This window comes from Polaribacter sp. WD7 (genome assembly GCF_003335085.1).
In the GTDB taxonomy this organism is placed as follows: domain Bacteria; phylum Bacteroidota; class Bacteroidia; order Flavobacteriales; family Flavobacteriaceae; genus Polaribacter.
The window spans coordinates 497,130-513,334 of the sequence record NZ_QPEJ01000017.1 but is presented as its reverse complement, the minus strand read 5'-3'; the positions used below and the strand labels follow the sequence as shown (position 1 = coordinate 513,334).

Sequence of the window (16,205 nt, the reverse complement as noted above, 5' to 3'; positions counted from 1 at the left end):
CTATTTATGTCATTATAAGAATGAAAATAAAATAATCTGTTTTATATAATAGAATTGTTTTACTTTGTTTGTTTGAAACCTCATAAGTTTTCGAAACCAGAGAGGTTGTAACTGTTTTAAAAATCTTCTAATATCTTTTTTAACACCAATTGCGCAGCATAAGTTCTGTTGTTTGCTTGCTGAATAACAATGGAATTATCACTATCTAAAACAGCATCTTCTACAATAACATTTCTTCTTACAGGCAAACAGTGCATAAATTTAGCATTTCCAATTTTCTCTTTAGTAATCATCCAATTAGGATCTGTATTTATTACTTTTCCATAGTCTTCATAAGAACTCCAATTTTTGGTGTATACAAAATCTGCATTCTTAAAAGCTTCCTCTTGATTGTGATAAATAGGAGTGTCTTTTGTTATTTCTGGATTTAAATTATATCCTTCTGGATTTGTAATGACAAACTCAACATCCATTTTTTGCATCACTTGTGTAAAACTATTGGCAACAGCATGAGGCAATGCCTTAATGTGAGGTGCCCAACTTAAGACTACTTTCGGTTTCTTTTTAGTTGTGTTCTCTACAATTGTAATTGCATCAGTTAACCCTTGTAAAGGGTGGCCAGTAGCACTTTCCATATTTACAATAGGAACAGAAGCAAACTCGATAAAAGAATTTAAAATGTGTTCAGACTCATCTTTTTCTTTGTCAGTTAAACCAGGAAAAGCTCTTACCGCGATTACATCACAATATTGAGAAACTACAGCTGCCGCTTCTTTAATGTGCTCTGCGGTGTTGCCATTCATTATAGTTCCGTCTCCAAATTCTATACCCCACGCATCACCAGAAACATTCATTACAATTGGATTCATGCCTAAATTCAATGCTGCTTTTTGAGTGCTTAAACGCGTACGTAAACTAGAATTGAAAAATAACAATCCTAACGTTTTGTTTTTGCCTAAATCAATATTCGCCAAAGGGTTTTCTTTTAGAGCTTTGGCTTCTTCAATCCAAGTATTGATGTTATTTATGTCGTTTATGGAAGTATAGTGTTTCATATTGTGAAATTCTATTGTGATATTTATGCTTTTGCAAGAATGAAATTCTTAGTTAATTTATTTTTGTAAAATTGATATTGTTTTCAAACGCATCCAAAATAAAATTATCTTGTAAACCATTCACAATCCAAGTTTCTATGTTGGCTTTTTTTGCAACTTTTGCAGCTTCAATTTTAGATTGCATACCACCACTACCATGAGAAGATTTAGAATTAACTACTTCGCTAGTTAAATAGTCAAAATCGGTTACCTCTTTTATGGTTTCTGGAGTACCATTTTTAATAGAAGCTTTGGTGTAAATTCCGTTTGTATTTGTCGCGATTATCAACAAATCTACGTCTAATAAAGAAGCTGTTAAAGCCGCTAATTTATCATTATCTCCAAACTTAATTTCGTCAGTAGCAACGGTATCATTTTCATTAATAATAGGAATGTAGTTGTTGTTAACTAAAACGTTTATGGTGTTGGTAATATTAGTTTTGCTTTCATCTTTTTCAAAATCGGAATAGGAGAGTAGGCACTGTGAACTTAACAAACCATATTCTCTAAAAATTTCTTGATAAATACGAATTAAGTGTGGTTGACCAATAGAAGCCAAAGCTTGTTTTACAAAGACTTCACTTTGCAAACTTTCTAATTTTACAAATTGTTTTGCAACAGCAATAGCACCAGAACTTACAATAATAAATTCGCAAGAGTCTTTCAGTTTTGCAATTTGATTAGCAATGTCTTCAATTTTTCCTCTGGAAATATTATCGGTTTCTTTGGTTAACGTATTGGAACCAATTTTTAATAATATGCGTTTCTTTTTACTCAAAAACTTCGTTTTTTTAGTTGTCAGTTATCGGTTATCAGTTATCAGGAATAAATTTTTAAAATATAAAGTTCAAACCATCAACTAAAAACAAACAACCAAAAACCATTAATTCCTTATCTGTCCACTTCCGTGAATATACCATTTATTTGTTACTAGGTGCTGTAAACCAATTGGTCCGCGTTGGTGTAATTTATCTGTACTAATTGCTAGCTCTCCACCTAAACCTAATTGACCACCATCTGTAAAACGAGTAGACGCATTATGATAAACAGCGGCACAATCTATATTTTGCATAAATAATTGTGCTGTATTTTCATTTTTTGTGATGATAGCTGCTGAATGCCCACCAGAATACTTGTTAATTTTTTCAATAGCAGCTTTGTTAGACGAAATTTGACCAACGACAATCTTGTAATCTAAAAACTCTTCGTACCAAACAGCATCAGATTCAATAGTTTCTAAAGTATGATTTTTAGCTACAATTTCATCACCTAAAATAGTAATATTAGCATCTTTTAATTTACCTATGAGTTGATTTATAAAATGTTCTTTGTTTGCCAAATTTTCATCAACCAAAATTTTATCAATAGCATTACAAGCAGAAATTTTAGATTTTCCGTTTAAGATGATATCTAAAGCTATCTGAATATCTGCTTCCTTTTCTACAAATACAAAATTATTTCCCCTACCACTAATAATTACTGGGCATGTAGCGTGTTGTTTTACAAAAGCAATCAAACGCTCGCCACCTCTAGGTACAATCAAATCTACTTTTTGAGTTGGCTTTTCTAAAAAAGCTTGTGTTTCTGTTCTATTAAATTGTAAATATTCTACCCAATCTGTAGCAGCTCCATGTTGTTGTAACGCTTGGTGCCATAATTCTACAATTTTTAAGTTAGAACGTAACGATTCTTTTCCGCCTTTTAATAATATTTTGTTACCCGATTTAAATGCAATTCCAGCAGCTTCAACAGTAACATCTGGTCTAGATTCGTAAATAATTAGAACAGTACCAAATGATGCTGTTTTGTTGTATACTTTCATCCCATTGTCGTGTAAAAAAGAAAAACGTTCTATACCAACAGGATCTTCTTGAGAAGCCAAATGTTTTGCTGCAGCAATCATTTCATCAACTTTTGCATCGTTAACCTTTAAACGATCAAACATAGATATATCATCACCCGTATAAGCCTCACAATCTTTTGTGTTGATATTAATAATTTCTGCTCTATGTTGTTCTAAAAGTTCTGCCATAGTTAGCAATACTGCATTTCTTGTTTCTATAGATAATAACGTATTCATTTTTCTAGTCTTCTAATACCCTTTTAAAGATAAAGTGTTGTGTTAATTTTCTAAAGCATCCACTAAGGCCTCAAAAAAGTGGTTAATATGATCTTTTCTAATAGTTAGCGGAGGTAAAATTCTCAACACTTTTTTATTAGAAGCTCCTCCTGTAAAAATGTGATAGTCGTATATTAATTTTTTGCGTAATTCTGCAACTTCAAAATCAAATTCTAGTCCAAGCATTAAACCTCTACCTTTTATATTTTTAACTTGAGGGATGGTTTTGGCTATTTTCACAAAATATTCTGAGATTGTCTTAACGTTTTCTATTAAGTTCTCTTGTTCTATTACTTTTAAAACAGACAAACCCGCAGCACATGCCAAATGATTTCCTCCAAAAGTAGTGCCTAACATACCAAATTTTGCTTCAATATCTGGGTGAATTAAAATTCCGCCTATAGGAAAACCATTACCCATTCCTTTTGCTATAGAGATGATATCTGGTGTAACGTTATAGTGTTGAAAAGCAAAAAACTTACCTGACCTACCATAACCAGACTGTACTTCATCTGCAATAAACATGGTATTGTTTTGCTTGCACAAAGCATAAACTTGCTCAAAGAAGTCTTGATTACCTTGATCTAAACCACCTACACCTTGAATAAATTCTACTATAACTGCGCAAACATCTCCTTTTTCTAATTCTGCTTTTACACCTATAACATCATTTAATTCTAAAAAAGTGACTTTTTGTTGTGCGTTAATAGGAGCCACCACATTTGGGTTATCAGTTGCGGCAACAGCAGCAGAGGTTCTTCCATGAAAACCATTTTTAAATGCAATTATTCTGGATTTACCCGTTTTAAAAGAGGCAAGTTTCAAAGCATTTTCATTAGCTTCAGCACCAGAATTACATAAAAATAGTTCGTAATTTTTACAGTCAGATAATGACTCCAATTTATCAGCCAATTCTTTTTGTAATGGATTTTGAATAGCATTAGAGTAAAACCCTAATTTATCAACTTGTTTTGTTATTGCTTTTACGTATTTAGGATGCGCATGACCAATAGAAATAACAGCATGACCTCCATATAAATCTAGGTATTCTGTCTTGTTTTCATCATAAACGTAAACTCCTTTAGCAGAAACAGGTGTTACATCATAAAGTGGATAAACATTAAATAAAGGCATAATTCTTAGTTTTTGAAGGAATTTAAATCCTTAGTATTAATTTTTTTTCAATTGATTTATTTTTTCAAAAGAAGCTACAACTCCTTGAATTAAAGCAGAACTCAAACCTTGATGCTCCATTTCATTCAAACCTTCTATAGTACAACCACTAGGTGTGGTAACTCTGTCTATTTCTTGTTCCGGATGTCTGCCAGATTCTTTTAATAAACTAGCAGAACTAAAACACGTTTGTACCGCCAATTCATGCGCTTGTTCTGCCTCAAAACCAAGTTGTATGGCAGCTTGAGTGGTAGCGCGAATCAAACGCATCCAAAAAGCAATTCCGCTTCCGCAGATTACGGTAGCCGCTTGCATTAAATCTTCAGAAATTACCATGGTAGTTCCTAATTGATTAAAAATTTCTTCTGCCAAAGCAATTTTATCTTTTCCAGTAGTATTCGCCGCAATACAGGTCATCGATTTATTTATAGAAATCGCCGTATTTGGCATTATTCGAATCACGTTTTTATCACTACCAACAATGTTTTCTATTCTGTCAATTCCAACACCAGCAGCAACAGACATTACAATATGATCCGCAGAAATTTTTGATGCTACATTTGTTAAAACCCCATCTATGTGTTTAGGCTGTAACGCAAAAATGATAATATCAGAATTTTCTACCGCCAAAGCATTATCACTAGTAATAAAAACATTGTCTAGCGTTTCAAAACTTTGTACAGCTTTAGTATTTCTATCACTCAAATATAAAGAAGTAAACGATTCGTTTTTAATCAATCCTTTTGCGATTGAACTTCCTAAATTTCCTGTTCCTATAATTGCTATTTTCATTTGTTTAGTTTCAAAAGCCCATCCTAACCTTCCCAAAAGGAAGGAGTGCTGAGCGGATATTCTTATTTTTTTAATTGCATGAATACATTTCGTTGCTGTTTCCCCTCTTTTGGAGGGGTTAGGGGAGGCCTTTAAAAATAATTCGCTTTTAAATTTAAACCTAACGTTTCTTCAAATCCGTACATTAAATTCATATTTTGAATAGCTTGTCCTGAGGCTCCTTTTAATAAATTGTCAATTACACTGGTAATTAATAATTTATTACCATGTTTTTCAACACCAACAATACACTTGTTAGTATTTACTACCTGTTTCATATGAACTGCTTCGTCTGAAACAAATGTAAATTTGGCATCTTTATAAAACTCTTTATACAATGCAATTCCTTCTTCAACAGTTCCTTCAAAAGTAGTGTATGCTGTAGCAAAAATTCCTCTTGAAAAATTCCCACGATTCGGCATAAAAAAGACCTTACTTTCACAACCAGATTGCAATTGCTGAATGGTTTGATTGATTTCTCCTAAATGTTGATGATTAAATGCTTTGTAATGCGAAAAATTATTATCTCTCCACGTAAAATGCGTGGTTTTAGATAATGAAGTTCCTGCGCCAGTAGCTCCAGTAACGGCATTGATATGTATATCATCTTTTAACAAACCGTTAGCAGCTAGAGGCAAAATAGCCAATTGTAATGCTGTTGCAAAACAACCAGGATTTGCAATATAATTAGCCGTTACAATTTTTTCTTTTTGAAGTTCAGGTAAACCATAAACAAAAGTTTTGTTATCTAAAGTTTCATCAGCTTTTAATCTAAAATCGTTACTTAAATCGATGATTTTAGTAGTATTAGAAAATTCGTTTTTTTCTAAAAAAGCTGTTGAATTTCCATGACCTAAACATAAAAATAACACATCAACATTAGGGTTAATAGTATCTGTAAAAGATAACTCTGTTGTTCCTATTAAATCTTGATGAATTTTATAGACTTTATTACCTGCATTAGATGTACTGAATATAAAATTTATGTTTGTATTTGGATGATTTAATAACAATCTAATCAATTCACCAGCTGTGTATCCTGCACCACCTATAATTCCGACTTCTAGTTTCATTTTTTGTTTTAATGTTTTAAAGTTGAAAGTTTGTAAAGTTGAGGATTCTAAAAAAAAGTAATTTAGAGGTAACCTTAAAACTTTTTACTTTTATACTTTATAAACTACTTATTTACTTGCTGGTAAATTTTATTTTGATTCCCTATTATTTTAATAAATCCTTTTGCATCATCTGCAGTCCAAGCTTTGTTTTCTTCACCATAAGTACTGAATTTGCTAGACATTAAATCATGTTTAGAAACAATACCATCTAAAGAAAAATGATACGGTTTTAACGTTACAGTTACATCACCAGAAACCATTTTTTGAGAACTTTGTAAAAAGGCTTCAGTATCTCTCATTACAGGGTCTAAATATTGACCTTCGTGCAAATGCATTCCGTAAAAACTAGATAAATATTCTTTGTGTTGCAGTTGCCATTTTGTTAAGGTATGTTTTTCTAATAAATGGTGTGCTTTTACTGTAATTAAAGCAGCAGCAGCCTCAAAACCAACTCTACCTTTGGTACCTACAATAGTATCTCCTACATGAATATCTCTACCAATTGCATAAGCAGATGCAATATCGTTTAACTTTTCTATGTTCACTTCAGGAGCATTTTCTTCTCCATTTAATGCAATAAACTCACCATTTTTAAAAGTTAACGTTACTTTCTCTTCGCCTTCTTTTTCTAGTTGAGAAGGGTATGCTTCACTAGGTAATGGTTTTTCTGATTTTAGTGTTTCTACACCACCAACACTAGTACCCCAAAGGCCTTTGTTTACAGAGTATTTAGATTTTTCCCAAGGCATATCAATTCCTTCAGATTTTAAATAATCTATTTCTTCTTGTCTCGCTAATTTTTTATCTCTAATAGGAGTAATGATTTTAATGCCAGGAGCAAGGGTTTGAAAAATCATATCAAATCTAACTTGATCATTTCCTGCACCAGTACTACCATGGGCAATATATTCAGCCCCAATGCTTTTAGCATATTCTATAATTTCTATAGCTTGAATAATTCTTTCTGCACTTACAGATAAAGGGTATGTTGCATTTTTTAAAACGTTTCCAAAAATTAAATATTTAACAACTTTGTTGTAAAAAGTAGCTACAGCATCAATATTTTTATATGTAGAAACACCCATTTTGTAGGCATTACTTTCTATATGTTTTATTTCTTCATTTGTAAAACCACCAGTATTTACACTTACTGCATGTACATCATATTCTTTTGATAAACTTACTGCACAGTAAGAAGTATCTAAACCACCACTGTAAGCAATCACTAATTTTTTCATCTTTTTTATTGTTTAAGGAATATATTTTTAACCTCCTTTAATTGTTTTATTTCTTTTTTAAACTTTTCGTTTACAAAGTATTTGTAATTTAATTCGTCTCTTAATTTTCCTAGTTTTTCTAATTCATCTACAAATAAAGCAGACATATTTGCTAGTTTAACGTGTGTCATTTCTAAAAGTTCGTTATAATGATGCACTTTTGGTGTTTGTGCTATAGAAATTAAAAAACTATCGGCATATAATTTGGTCATTTTAGACATTAATAATAACCCTAAATTGTAGTTTCTATACTCTCTATTTACCCATAAAGAAGAACGCTCAAAAACAGAATGTCCTTTTACGTGGTGCTCGTGGGCAAAAATATGACCACAAATTTCATCACCTTTAACTAATATAAAGCACCCGTTTTTTAACCTTCTTTTTATCAATTTTTCATTGACAAAGTATAAACTTGGTAATGCTGCAGAACGATCTGAAATTGTCGAAATCAATTCGTCAGACATATCATAAACCAATTGCAGTTTAATACCTTCTGAAGCACAGTAGTCTTCGGCATTTTTTATAATTTCCTGAATATTTGTATTCAATAGTACGTTCATTTTTTTATGTTTTAAAAACATAAGTATCAATCTAATTTTAATTGATAGTTAAAAAATTGTGTTCTTTGTATTAGAACGAAAAAATAAAAACGAAAATCGAAAGGGAATGACCTTTCTTAAACAGAATAGCCCACTAGGGGCGTGTTTTAGGAAAACGCACAACAGCAGTTTTAGTACTTTTTACTAAAACAAAAGAGATAAAAGATATGTTGTTTTCTGTTTTCACTGAATAACTACGTAAATTATTAACTCTAAATCGTCGGCGTTAGCCCCTTTCGTTAATATTGCGGGCAAATGTAAAATATATTATTAGATAAACAATATATATTTTATCAAAATTATGATTATTTATGAAATTATCAATTATTTATGCCTTCCAGAACTATAAACTACAGTTCATCCTAAAAAAAATACAGTTGGGTATTCTATACTTTTTAAAAATAGACATCAATTGCATATTTGTATCATAATTAATCATTAAAACTAAAAATTATGAAATTTATTACAGCTCTTTTAACCGTATTAGTATTAAGTGTTACAAATTCTTTAACAGCACAAAACAAAACAATTACAGCAACCGTAGTTAATGTAACTTCTAATGATGGTAAAGTAGGTTTTGCTTTGTATAACAAAGCTACTTTTATGAAAAAACCATTGCAAGCTAAAAATGCTAAAATAATTGAAGGAAAAAGTACTGTTACTTTTGAAAACTTATCTGACGGTGAATATGCAATTATCTGTTACCATGACAAAAATGATAATAATAGAATGGATTTTGAATCTAATGGAATGCCAAAAGAAGATTACGGAACTTCTAACAATGTGATGAGTTTTGGTCCACCACAATTTAATGATGCTAAATTTTTATTAACTACTAAAAATATCTCATTAGATATTAGATTTTAGTAAATTGGTCAATCAATACAGAATTTAACGCATCAAATTATGAATAACCAAGAGGTATATACTATTAGAAGCATAAAAAAAGGAGCCTTATTGTGCTTAAAAATAACCATCATATTTGGGATTTTATTTGGGGTTGTTTTTGGGCAACGCACCTTAGAAGGTATCGTATGGTCTTTTATCATCTCTGGTATGTATTCTTTTGGTCTAGGTTTTGGTAACGGAATAATTAATAATTATTTATCTAAAAAATGGAATTGGATTACGCAAACAAATCAGCGTGTTTGGGCAGGAATTATTGGAACCATTCTTTATACCGTACCTGTTGTTTTAGCAATAGATTATATAGTTTTTATTATCATAAATGATAATGATCCTAATATATTTTTTAGAGGCAATTTTATTTGGGTGCATTTGTTTTATACCATTCTTTCTCTGGGAATCTCTACGTTTTTGCATGCTAGAGGTTTTATGATAAACTGGAAATCTGCAATGACCAAAGAAACTACCAAACAAGAAATTGTAGCCAAAACAGAGACCGCAAAATTTGAATCGTTAAAAAACCAATTAGACCCACACTTTTTATTTAATAGTTTAAATGTACTGACTAGTTTAATTGGAGAAAACCCAAATCAGGCAGAAAAATTTACAACTAAATTGTCTAAAGTTTACAGGTATGTTTTAGAACAAAGAAATAAAGATTTAGTACCTATTCAAGAAGAATTAAAATTTGCAAGAACGTATATGCAGCTTTTAGGAATGCGTTTTGAAGATGCTATAGAATTTAACATTCCTGATACAATCAAAGATAATGAACTAAAAATGGTACCACTTTCTTTACAATTATTGCTAGAAAACGCAGTAAAGCACAATGTAGTTTCTTCTTCTAAACCATTAGTTGTATCTATTTACGAAGAAAATAACCATTTAATAGTAGAAAACAATATAAATCCTAAAGAGGCAATAGGTAAAAGTACAAAGGTAGGTTTACAAAATATTGCAGACAGATACGGATTGATAACAGACAAACCTGTTAAAATAGAAAACAATAACACAACATTTAAGGTGAGCTTGCCTCTCTTATATAAAATGAATAATATTATGTACACAGAAGATTTAGAAAATAGCAAATATGTAAAAGCAGTAGAAAAAGTAGAAAAACTAAAAGAATTTTATCAAAACCTAGCTTCTTTTTGTTTGGTAATTCCGTTTTTAATATTTATTAACTTACGATTTTCACCTCAGTTTTACTGGTTTTGGTTTCCAATTTTCGGGTGGGGAATTGGGTTGACATTTCACTTTTTAGAAGTAAACAATTACAACGTGTTTTTGGGTAGAAACTGGGAAGATAGAAAAGTAAAAGAATTGATGGATAAAGAAAATAAACAAAATAGATTATAGTTATGGAAACAAAATTTACTAAAGAACAAAAATATATTTTAGCTCGTAAAAGAGTAGAAAAGATGAGCAAATTTTACAAGCATTTAGCCATTTATATAATTGTAAATATCTTTTTAAGCGCAATTTTTATAGTTGGAGACATTAATGATGGAGATACCTTTAATGAAGCATTTACAGATTATCATAATTATAAAATTTGGTTGTTTTGGGGAATTGGTATTGTTTTTCAAGCCTTAAATACTTTTGGGATAAACATCTTACTGAGTAAAGATTGGGAAGAGCAAAAAGTAAAAGAGTATATGGCAAACCAAGATAAAATTAGATAAAATGGAAGGAATTACAATAGATTATCACTTAAACCTAATTGCTAAAAAACAAATAAAAGATATAAGAGGGTTTTACACACATGTTATAGCCTCTTTTTTAATTCTACCGTTTATAATTTATATAAATTTACAAATTGTACCACAATTTCATTGGTTTTGGTTTGTAATAGGGGCATGGTGTATTGGGTTATTAATTCATTGGATAAGCGTATTTGCTTTTTCAAAAATGAGTTTAAAAAAAATGCAAAAAATAACAAGATCACAAAGAAAGTTGATTAAAAAAGAACCATCATATACTTTAAAGTACAGTAAAGAAGAGCAATATATAAATGCAAAAAAACAAACTGAAACTATAAAGAATTTTTACCTACATCTACTAATAACTATTTTTTCTTTTCCTGTTATTGTATTTGTTAATTTAGAATTTGTACCAAGGTTTCACTTCTTTTGGCTTGCCTTTGGAGGGATGTTTATTGGCCTGTTTTTTCATTGGTTAGAAGTCTTTGGATTTGAGTTTTTAGGATTAGGAAAATACTGGGAAAATAAAAAAATAGAAGAAATTTTAAAAAATTACAGATAAAATGCAACAAGATTTTAGACAAGAACAGCAATATTTAAAAGCAAAAAAAAGAGTAAAAGATATTAAAGGGTTTTACATTCATTTAACAGTTTATGTTATTATCAATGTTTTTATAAGTTGTGTAATTATATATGGTTTAACAGTTAGTGGAGATACATTTACAGAAGCTCTTTCAAACTTTGGTGTTTTTTCTACTTGGATTTTTTGGGGAATAGGAATCTTTTTTCATTGGTTGGGAGTTTTTGGGTTTCGATTTCTTGGATTTGGAAAAGAATGGGAGGAGAGAAAGATTAAAGAAATGATGGAAAAGCAAGATTGATAACAACAAAAAATGTTATACTTTTAAAAGCAATTTTAGTGTGTACTAGCCACAACCACTTTTCAACAGCTTTTACATGACCTGTCTATATTAATAAAAGAGCAAACAGATAATATGAAAGTACTTATTATTGAAGACGAAAAACCAGCAGCAAGAAGACTGTATAGAATGCTAGCAGAATTGAATATTGATGTTGAACAAATGTTACATTCTGTAAAAGAATCTCTTAATTGGTTACAAAATAATACGCATCCAGACTTAATATTTTTAGATATTCAACTCTCAGATGGGTTGTCATTTGAAATTTTTGAAGAAATAGAAGTAAAATCTGCCATTATATTTACAACTGCTTATGATGAGTATGCATTAAAGGCTTTTAAATTAAACAGTATAGATTATTTGTTAAAACCAATTGATGATGACGAGTTAGAAGCTGCTGTAAATCAATTTAAAATGCAACAGCCACAACAGTCTGATGTTCAGGTAAATTTAGAAGATATAAGAAAATTATTGGTAAATCCAGTAGACAGGAAATTTAAAAAGCGTTTGTCTATAAAGGTTGGGCAACATATTAAAATTATTCATATTGATGAGGTTGAGTGTTTTTATAGTGAAAATAAGTCTACTTACATTCATACAAAAGAAAATAGAAATTATTTGCTAGACAACTCTCTAGAAAACTGGCAAGAACAACTAGATCCAGAACACTTTTTTAGAGCAAATAGAACTTTTATAGTGCATATAAATGCTATTAAAGATATTATTGCTTACTCTAATTCTCGGTTAAAACTGATTTTACACTCCTACAAAGAACAAGAAATTATTGTAAGTAGAGAGCGTGTAAAAGATTTTAAAAATTGGATAGATTAAAATACTTTTAACCCGTTGTGCATTTTGGCGCAGAAACTAGATAAATGTCAGTTCGAGTGATTTTGAGGAATGAAAAATTGTATAGAGAACTATTTATAAGCTAAAAATTCTTATTCTCGATACAAATTTTACTCATTTCAATCATAAAATCCACTCGAATTGACAGAGTTTTTCAAAATGGACAACAGATACTTTTATTCTTTAACAAGCTTTAAGTTTTTATAAGGGGTCTTAAGGATATATATACCACTATTTAGTGCAGAAATATCAATATTTTTATCTGTACCTTTTAAAAGTTGTATACCACGTATAGAATATACAGTCCATTCAGTATCATACGTTAGCGTATAAATACCATTTTTATTAGGGTTAGGATAGGCTGTAAATAAAGGCTCTTTAAAAATATTAGTAGTACTTAACGATTTGGTTTTTGCAAACTCAAACCAATCTAGATTAAATCCAGTTTTTTTTATATAAAAACGAATTATATGTTTTCCTTCCGTAAAATAATAGCTTCCTAAATTAGTAGTTTTGTAACTAGACCATCCACCTGTATTTGGCATCCTAAAATCATCAACCAAAATAATACCTTCATCATACAAAGAAACAGACAAAGAAGCTCCAGGAGTAGGTTTGCCAGAAGAGTAATTTACGCTAAGATCATAAAAACCTTCTGCCTCAGCATTAACAGTATATTCTAACCATTCTGTAGTTGCTAAAAAGCCTATTGTAAAACCGGACCCTCCACTCCCAATGTCTACACCATCATTTCTATAATCATTAGTTTGATTTATGTCATCAATATCATAATACGCAATATCTTTACCTCCTAAATCGTAATTTTCTGCTTCAAATTTCCCAGGAATGGTAAAAGAACTTGTGTAGGGTAATTGTGTAGATAAATTTTTACTATTGATGTTAATGACGCTTTTTACTTCTTTATCATCAAAATTGGTAGCCACTAATTTTAAACTGTAATTTCCAGATGATAAATTAGACAAAAATGCTTCATCCAAAGAACCTTCACCCCACGTAAAAGGCGCGTTGGTAATGGTTCTAACTAGTTGGTTATTGATAAATAATGTAACATTTTGGGTAGTATTTCCTGCTTCAGCTTGTACTATCAAGTTGGTGTTTTTATCAATTGTTTCTCCATTGATAGGAGTTGTGAATTTTACATAATTTGTAGATTTTTTTTGACCATTAGCTATAACATGCCAAGTACCTTCATTGAGTTCAAACCAAATATACTTTTCATTTTCACCTTTTTTACCAATATTAGCTATAGATTCTATAAAGTTACCATTTTTCCAAATTAAAGTTTCATTTAGTTTTATTTCTGAAGTAATGATATTTGTTTTTGGGATACCTACCACAGCTATACTATTTTTTGGAGAGGTAAGGTTTAGTTGATATGAGTTTTCTGTTAATTGAATAGCAACAGCTATATTTCCTTTCACCGTAGAAAAAGTTTGTGTTACTCTAGTTAAATCTACTAAATTAGGCAACACATGATATTTACTCCATCCTATTTCTAGTGGAGCAATACCAGCAATGTATTTTGTAAGTATGGTATTTGGAGCATTCCAAGCATGATTATCTGTACCCCTACCAATGGTAAAGTATTCATTTAAAGTAGTGGTGTTTTCATTGTTTGCCTGTTCTAAATATCTAGCTTTCATTCTAAACAATGCTTCTCTACTGTTACCAGCTATACACATGGCTTCTTCTATCATCCATTCATAATGTGGACTACAGTAATAGTTTGGTATCAGTATGTTTTTTACAATTTCTTCATGTTTATCAGAATCTGCAAGCCCAGTAATTATGGCCAAAGCATTAGTTCTATCATCTTTAAAACTATTTGTATTACTAGAGTAAAAACCATCTTTCCAAAAATTAGCATCAAACCCTTTTTTTATTTTTTGAATACGATTGTCATACCAATCTATATCACTTTGAGGTTTTTTAAGAGTTTCTGCCATTAATTTGGTGCTGCGTAATGCGTAATAATAAAGGGCGTTAAAAACAGGAATTCTATCTATGGTATTTCCAGAATCCCAATCAATCCAATTCCAACATAAATCACCAGAACAGGGTCTCATGTTTATTAAATTTGTGTTGTTATTTATATTCCAGAGGGCCAAATAGTTCTTTATATAATCGTAACTAAAGGCTAAGGTTTCAATATCACCTGTATTGAGATAGTATTGCCAAATAGCTTGAGATATAAATTGTAAACTTTGACTAGGTAATTCTTTACCACCTCCAGGAACTTGTCCTCTAATAATATTTCCATCTAAACTAAAAAGCATTGTCATTTTAATAGCTTTTTTTAATAAATCTCTACCATTTTTATCCATAGTATAAAAAAGATAACTGGCTTGGTCTGCCACATCTCCAATCCATAGAGATCTTTCTCTATCTGGGCAATCCATAAAATTATCTCTAGCGTTCACAAACAAAGTATTTTTACCCATCCACCAAAGTCTTTCAAAAAAAGGATCATCAGATGTAAAACTGCCAACTTCTTCACCAACGGTTAACCACCTGTATTTTAAATCATTTACGGTAACTCCTGATGGAATCTGATAACGAACAACATTTCCGCTCATCCAAGAAAAAGCTTCAAATTTTTGATCTCCAGTTTTGGTTTTGTATTTTGCAGTAATGGTATTTAGTAGATTATTTGTAGAAATATTAATTTGTTGATTCGCAACAGAATTGATGCTTAAATATGGTGTTATTTGTTTGTTGAAAGGAATTTTAGCATCTATTGTAAGTGTAGTTCCTGTATTATTTGTATATGGTAAATTAACAATTGTATTGCCTATTTGTAATGTTTCATAATTAGACAATCCATGATTTTTTAAAGTAACGTCACTTTTTTCTAAATTTCCCCATGGTAAACTTGGTGGTATTCCTTTTTCAGTAGCATTTTTCCATAATTTGTCATCATAATTACTAGTGTACCAAGCATTAGAACTCCAGTCTCCGAGACTTTTAGTAGCATCATAATCTACGTTAAAAGGGACAATACGGTTATTACCACCACCACTTTTAGTATTGTAGGCAGAATGTGTTTTTACTTTCCATGTATTATCAGAAATTACACTAAAATCTTCAAAATCTGCTTGAAAAACCAAACCACCTTTACCGCTATCTATGTGCGTACCTTTAAAAGTTTCTCTACCCCAGTACCAAGCTAATATGGCAAAAGTGTTTTTTCCGCTATGTAAATAGGGTGTAATATTTATCTCTTCGTACCATGTGTTTCCAGGAGAAGGTCCTCTAGCAGAACCTCCTTCAAATTTAACCAATTGACCATTAATATATAACCAATATTTACTGTCAACAGCTATGTTTGCTATAACTTTTTGAGGTACAGAAGAGACCACAACTTCTTTTCTAAACGCTACCCATGTATTTTCTAAACCATCACTTTCTTGCCAAATCCATTCTGCAGTCCAATTTTGACTGTAATTTTGTGGTGTTGCCATAAAAGTAACCAATACAATTACGAGTATTCGTTTAGAAAACATGATATTAGAAAATACTTTCATACTTTTATGTTATTAATCTCTTAATATTACGACTTTTAAAGTTACTAAAGCGTTTTTTATTTAAAAACCAGATT

At 30.6% G+C, this 16,205-nt stretch carries 15 protein-coding genes; 6 read left to right on the top strand and 9 right to left on the bottom strand.

From position 1 onward, the window contains the following. Nucleotides 1–116 precede the first annotated feature (116 nt). The 8 genes from DUT90_RS08690 to DUT90_RS08655 form a co-directional block, all read right to left on the bottom strand. Nucleotides 117–1,055: an N-acetylornithine carbamoyltransferase gene (locus tag DUT90_RS08690; protein WP_114426761.1), complete on the bottom strand. Its 939-nt coding sequence runs from the start codon at nucleotides 1,053–1,055 to the stop codon at nucleotides 117–119. A 52-nt stretch (nucleotides 1,056–1,107) separates the two neighbouring features. Beyond that, the gene (gene proB / locus DUT90_RS08685; protein WP_114426760.1) at nucleotides 1,108–1,872 is read right to left on the bottom strand and encodes a glutamate 5-kinase; all 765 of its coding nucleotides are present in this window, start codon (nucleotides 1,870–1,872) and stop codon (nucleotides 1,108–1,110) included. Between the two features lie 105 nt (nucleotides 1,873–1,977). Next, nucleotides 1,978–3,174, bottom strand: a complete 1,197-nt coding sequence (locus DUT90_RS08680) for a glutamate-5-semialdehyde dehydrogenase (protein ID WP_114426759.1) — start codon at nucleotides 3,172–3,174, stop codon at nucleotides 1,978–1,980. 42 nt (nucleotides 3,175–3,216) lie between these two features. Then, nucleotides 3,217–4,347 (bottom strand): aspartate aminotransferase family protein, encoded by a 1,131-nt coding sequence (locus DUT90_RS08675; RefSeq protein WP_114426758.1) that lies wholly within the window; start codon nucleotides 4,345–4,347, stop codon nucleotides 3,217–3,219. A gap of 36 nt (nucleotides 4,348–4,383) precedes the next feature. Continuing rightward, a complete protein-coding gene (gene proC, locus DUT90_RS08670) occupies nucleotides 4,384–5,178 on the bottom strand; it encodes a pyrroline-5-carboxylate reductase (protein WP_114426757.1) in 795 nt (264 codons plus the stop codon). 131 nt (nucleotides 5,179–5,309) lie between these two features. Beyond that, the gene (argC, locus tag DUT90_RS08665; protein WP_114426756.1) at nucleotides 5,310–6,290 is read right to left on the bottom strand and encodes an N-acetyl-gamma-glutamyl-phosphate reductase; all 981 of its coding nucleotides are present in this window, start codon (nucleotides 6,288–6,290) and stop codon (nucleotides 5,310–5,312) included. Nucleotides 6,291–6,394: 104 nt separating this feature from the next. Further along, complete coding sequence (locus tag DUT90_RS08660; RefSeq protein ID WP_114426755.1) at nucleotides 6,395–7,570, bottom strand: argininosuccinate synthase; 1,176 nt, start codon at nucleotides 7,568–7,570, stop codon at nucleotides 6,395–6,397. A gap of 5 nt (nucleotides 7,571–7,575) precedes the next feature. Further along, nucleotides 7,576–8,169: a hypothetical protein gene (locus DUT90_RS08655; protein ID WP_147266204.1), complete on the bottom strand. Its 594-nt coding sequence runs from the start codon at nucleotides 8,167–8,169 to the stop codon at nucleotides 7,576–7,578. Between the two features lie 492 nt (nucleotides 8,170–8,661). Between DUT90_RS08655 and DUT90_RS08650 the strand changes: the two genes are divergently transcribed. The 6 genes from DUT90_RS08650 (at nucleotide 8,662) to DUT90_RS08625 (ending at nucleotide 12,568) form a co-directional block, all read left to right on the top strand. Continuing rightward, nucleotides 8,662–9,075 (top strand): DUF2141 domain-containing protein, encoded by a 414-nt coding sequence (locus DUT90_RS08650; RefSeq protein WP_114426753.1) that lies wholly within the window; start codon nucleotides 8,662–8,664, stop codon nucleotides 9,073–9,075. Between the two features lie 39 nt (nucleotides 9,076–9,114). Further along, nucleotides 9,115–10,473 carry a 2TM domain-containing protein gene (locus DUT90_RS08645; RefSeq protein WP_114426752.1) on the top strand — a complete coding sequence of 453 codons (1,359 nt, stop codon included), beginning with the start codon at nucleotides 9,115–9,117 and terminating at the stop codon, nucleotides 10,471–10,473. Nucleotides 10,474–10,475: 2 nt separating this feature from the next. Next, on the top strand, nucleotides 10,476–10,799 hold the full coding sequence (locus DUT90_RS08640; protein WP_114426751.1) for a 2TM domain-containing protein: 324 nt from the start codon (nucleotides 10,476–10,478) through the stop codon (nucleotides 10,797–10,799). A 1-nt stretch (nucleotide 10,800) separates the two neighbouring features. Beyond that, nucleotides 10,801–11,379, top strand: a complete 579-nt coding sequence (locus tag DUT90_RS13355; RefSeq protein ID WP_181858170.1) for a 2TM domain-containing protein — start codon at nucleotides 10,801–10,803, stop codon at nucleotides 11,377–11,379. 1 nt (nucleotide 11,380) lies between these two features. Next, nucleotides 11,381–11,698 carry a 2TM domain-containing protein gene (locus DUT90_RS08630; protein ID WP_114426750.1) on the top strand — a complete coding sequence of 106 codons (318 nt, stop codon included), beginning with the start codon at nucleotides 11,381–11,383 and terminating at the stop codon, nucleotides 11,696–11,698. A 114-nt stretch (nucleotides 11,699–11,812) separates the two neighbouring features. After that, nucleotides 11,813–12,568, top strand: a complete 756-nt coding sequence (locus tag DUT90_RS08625; RefSeq protein ID WP_114426749.1) for a LytTR family DNA-binding domain-containing protein — start codon at nucleotides 11,813–11,815, stop codon at nucleotides 12,566–12,568. 194 nt (nucleotides 12,569–12,762) lie between these two features. Here DUT90_RS08625 and DUT90_RS08620 read toward each other — a convergent pair whose 3' ends face one another. Then, the gene (locus DUT90_RS08620) at nucleotides 12,763–16,131 is read right to left on the bottom strand and encodes a carbohydrate-binding protein (RefSeq protein WP_114426748.1); all 3,369 of its coding nucleotides are present in this window, start codon (nucleotides 16,129–16,131) and stop codon (nucleotides 12,763–12,765) included. Between the last annotated feature and the right edge of the window lie 74 nt (nucleotides 16,132–16,205).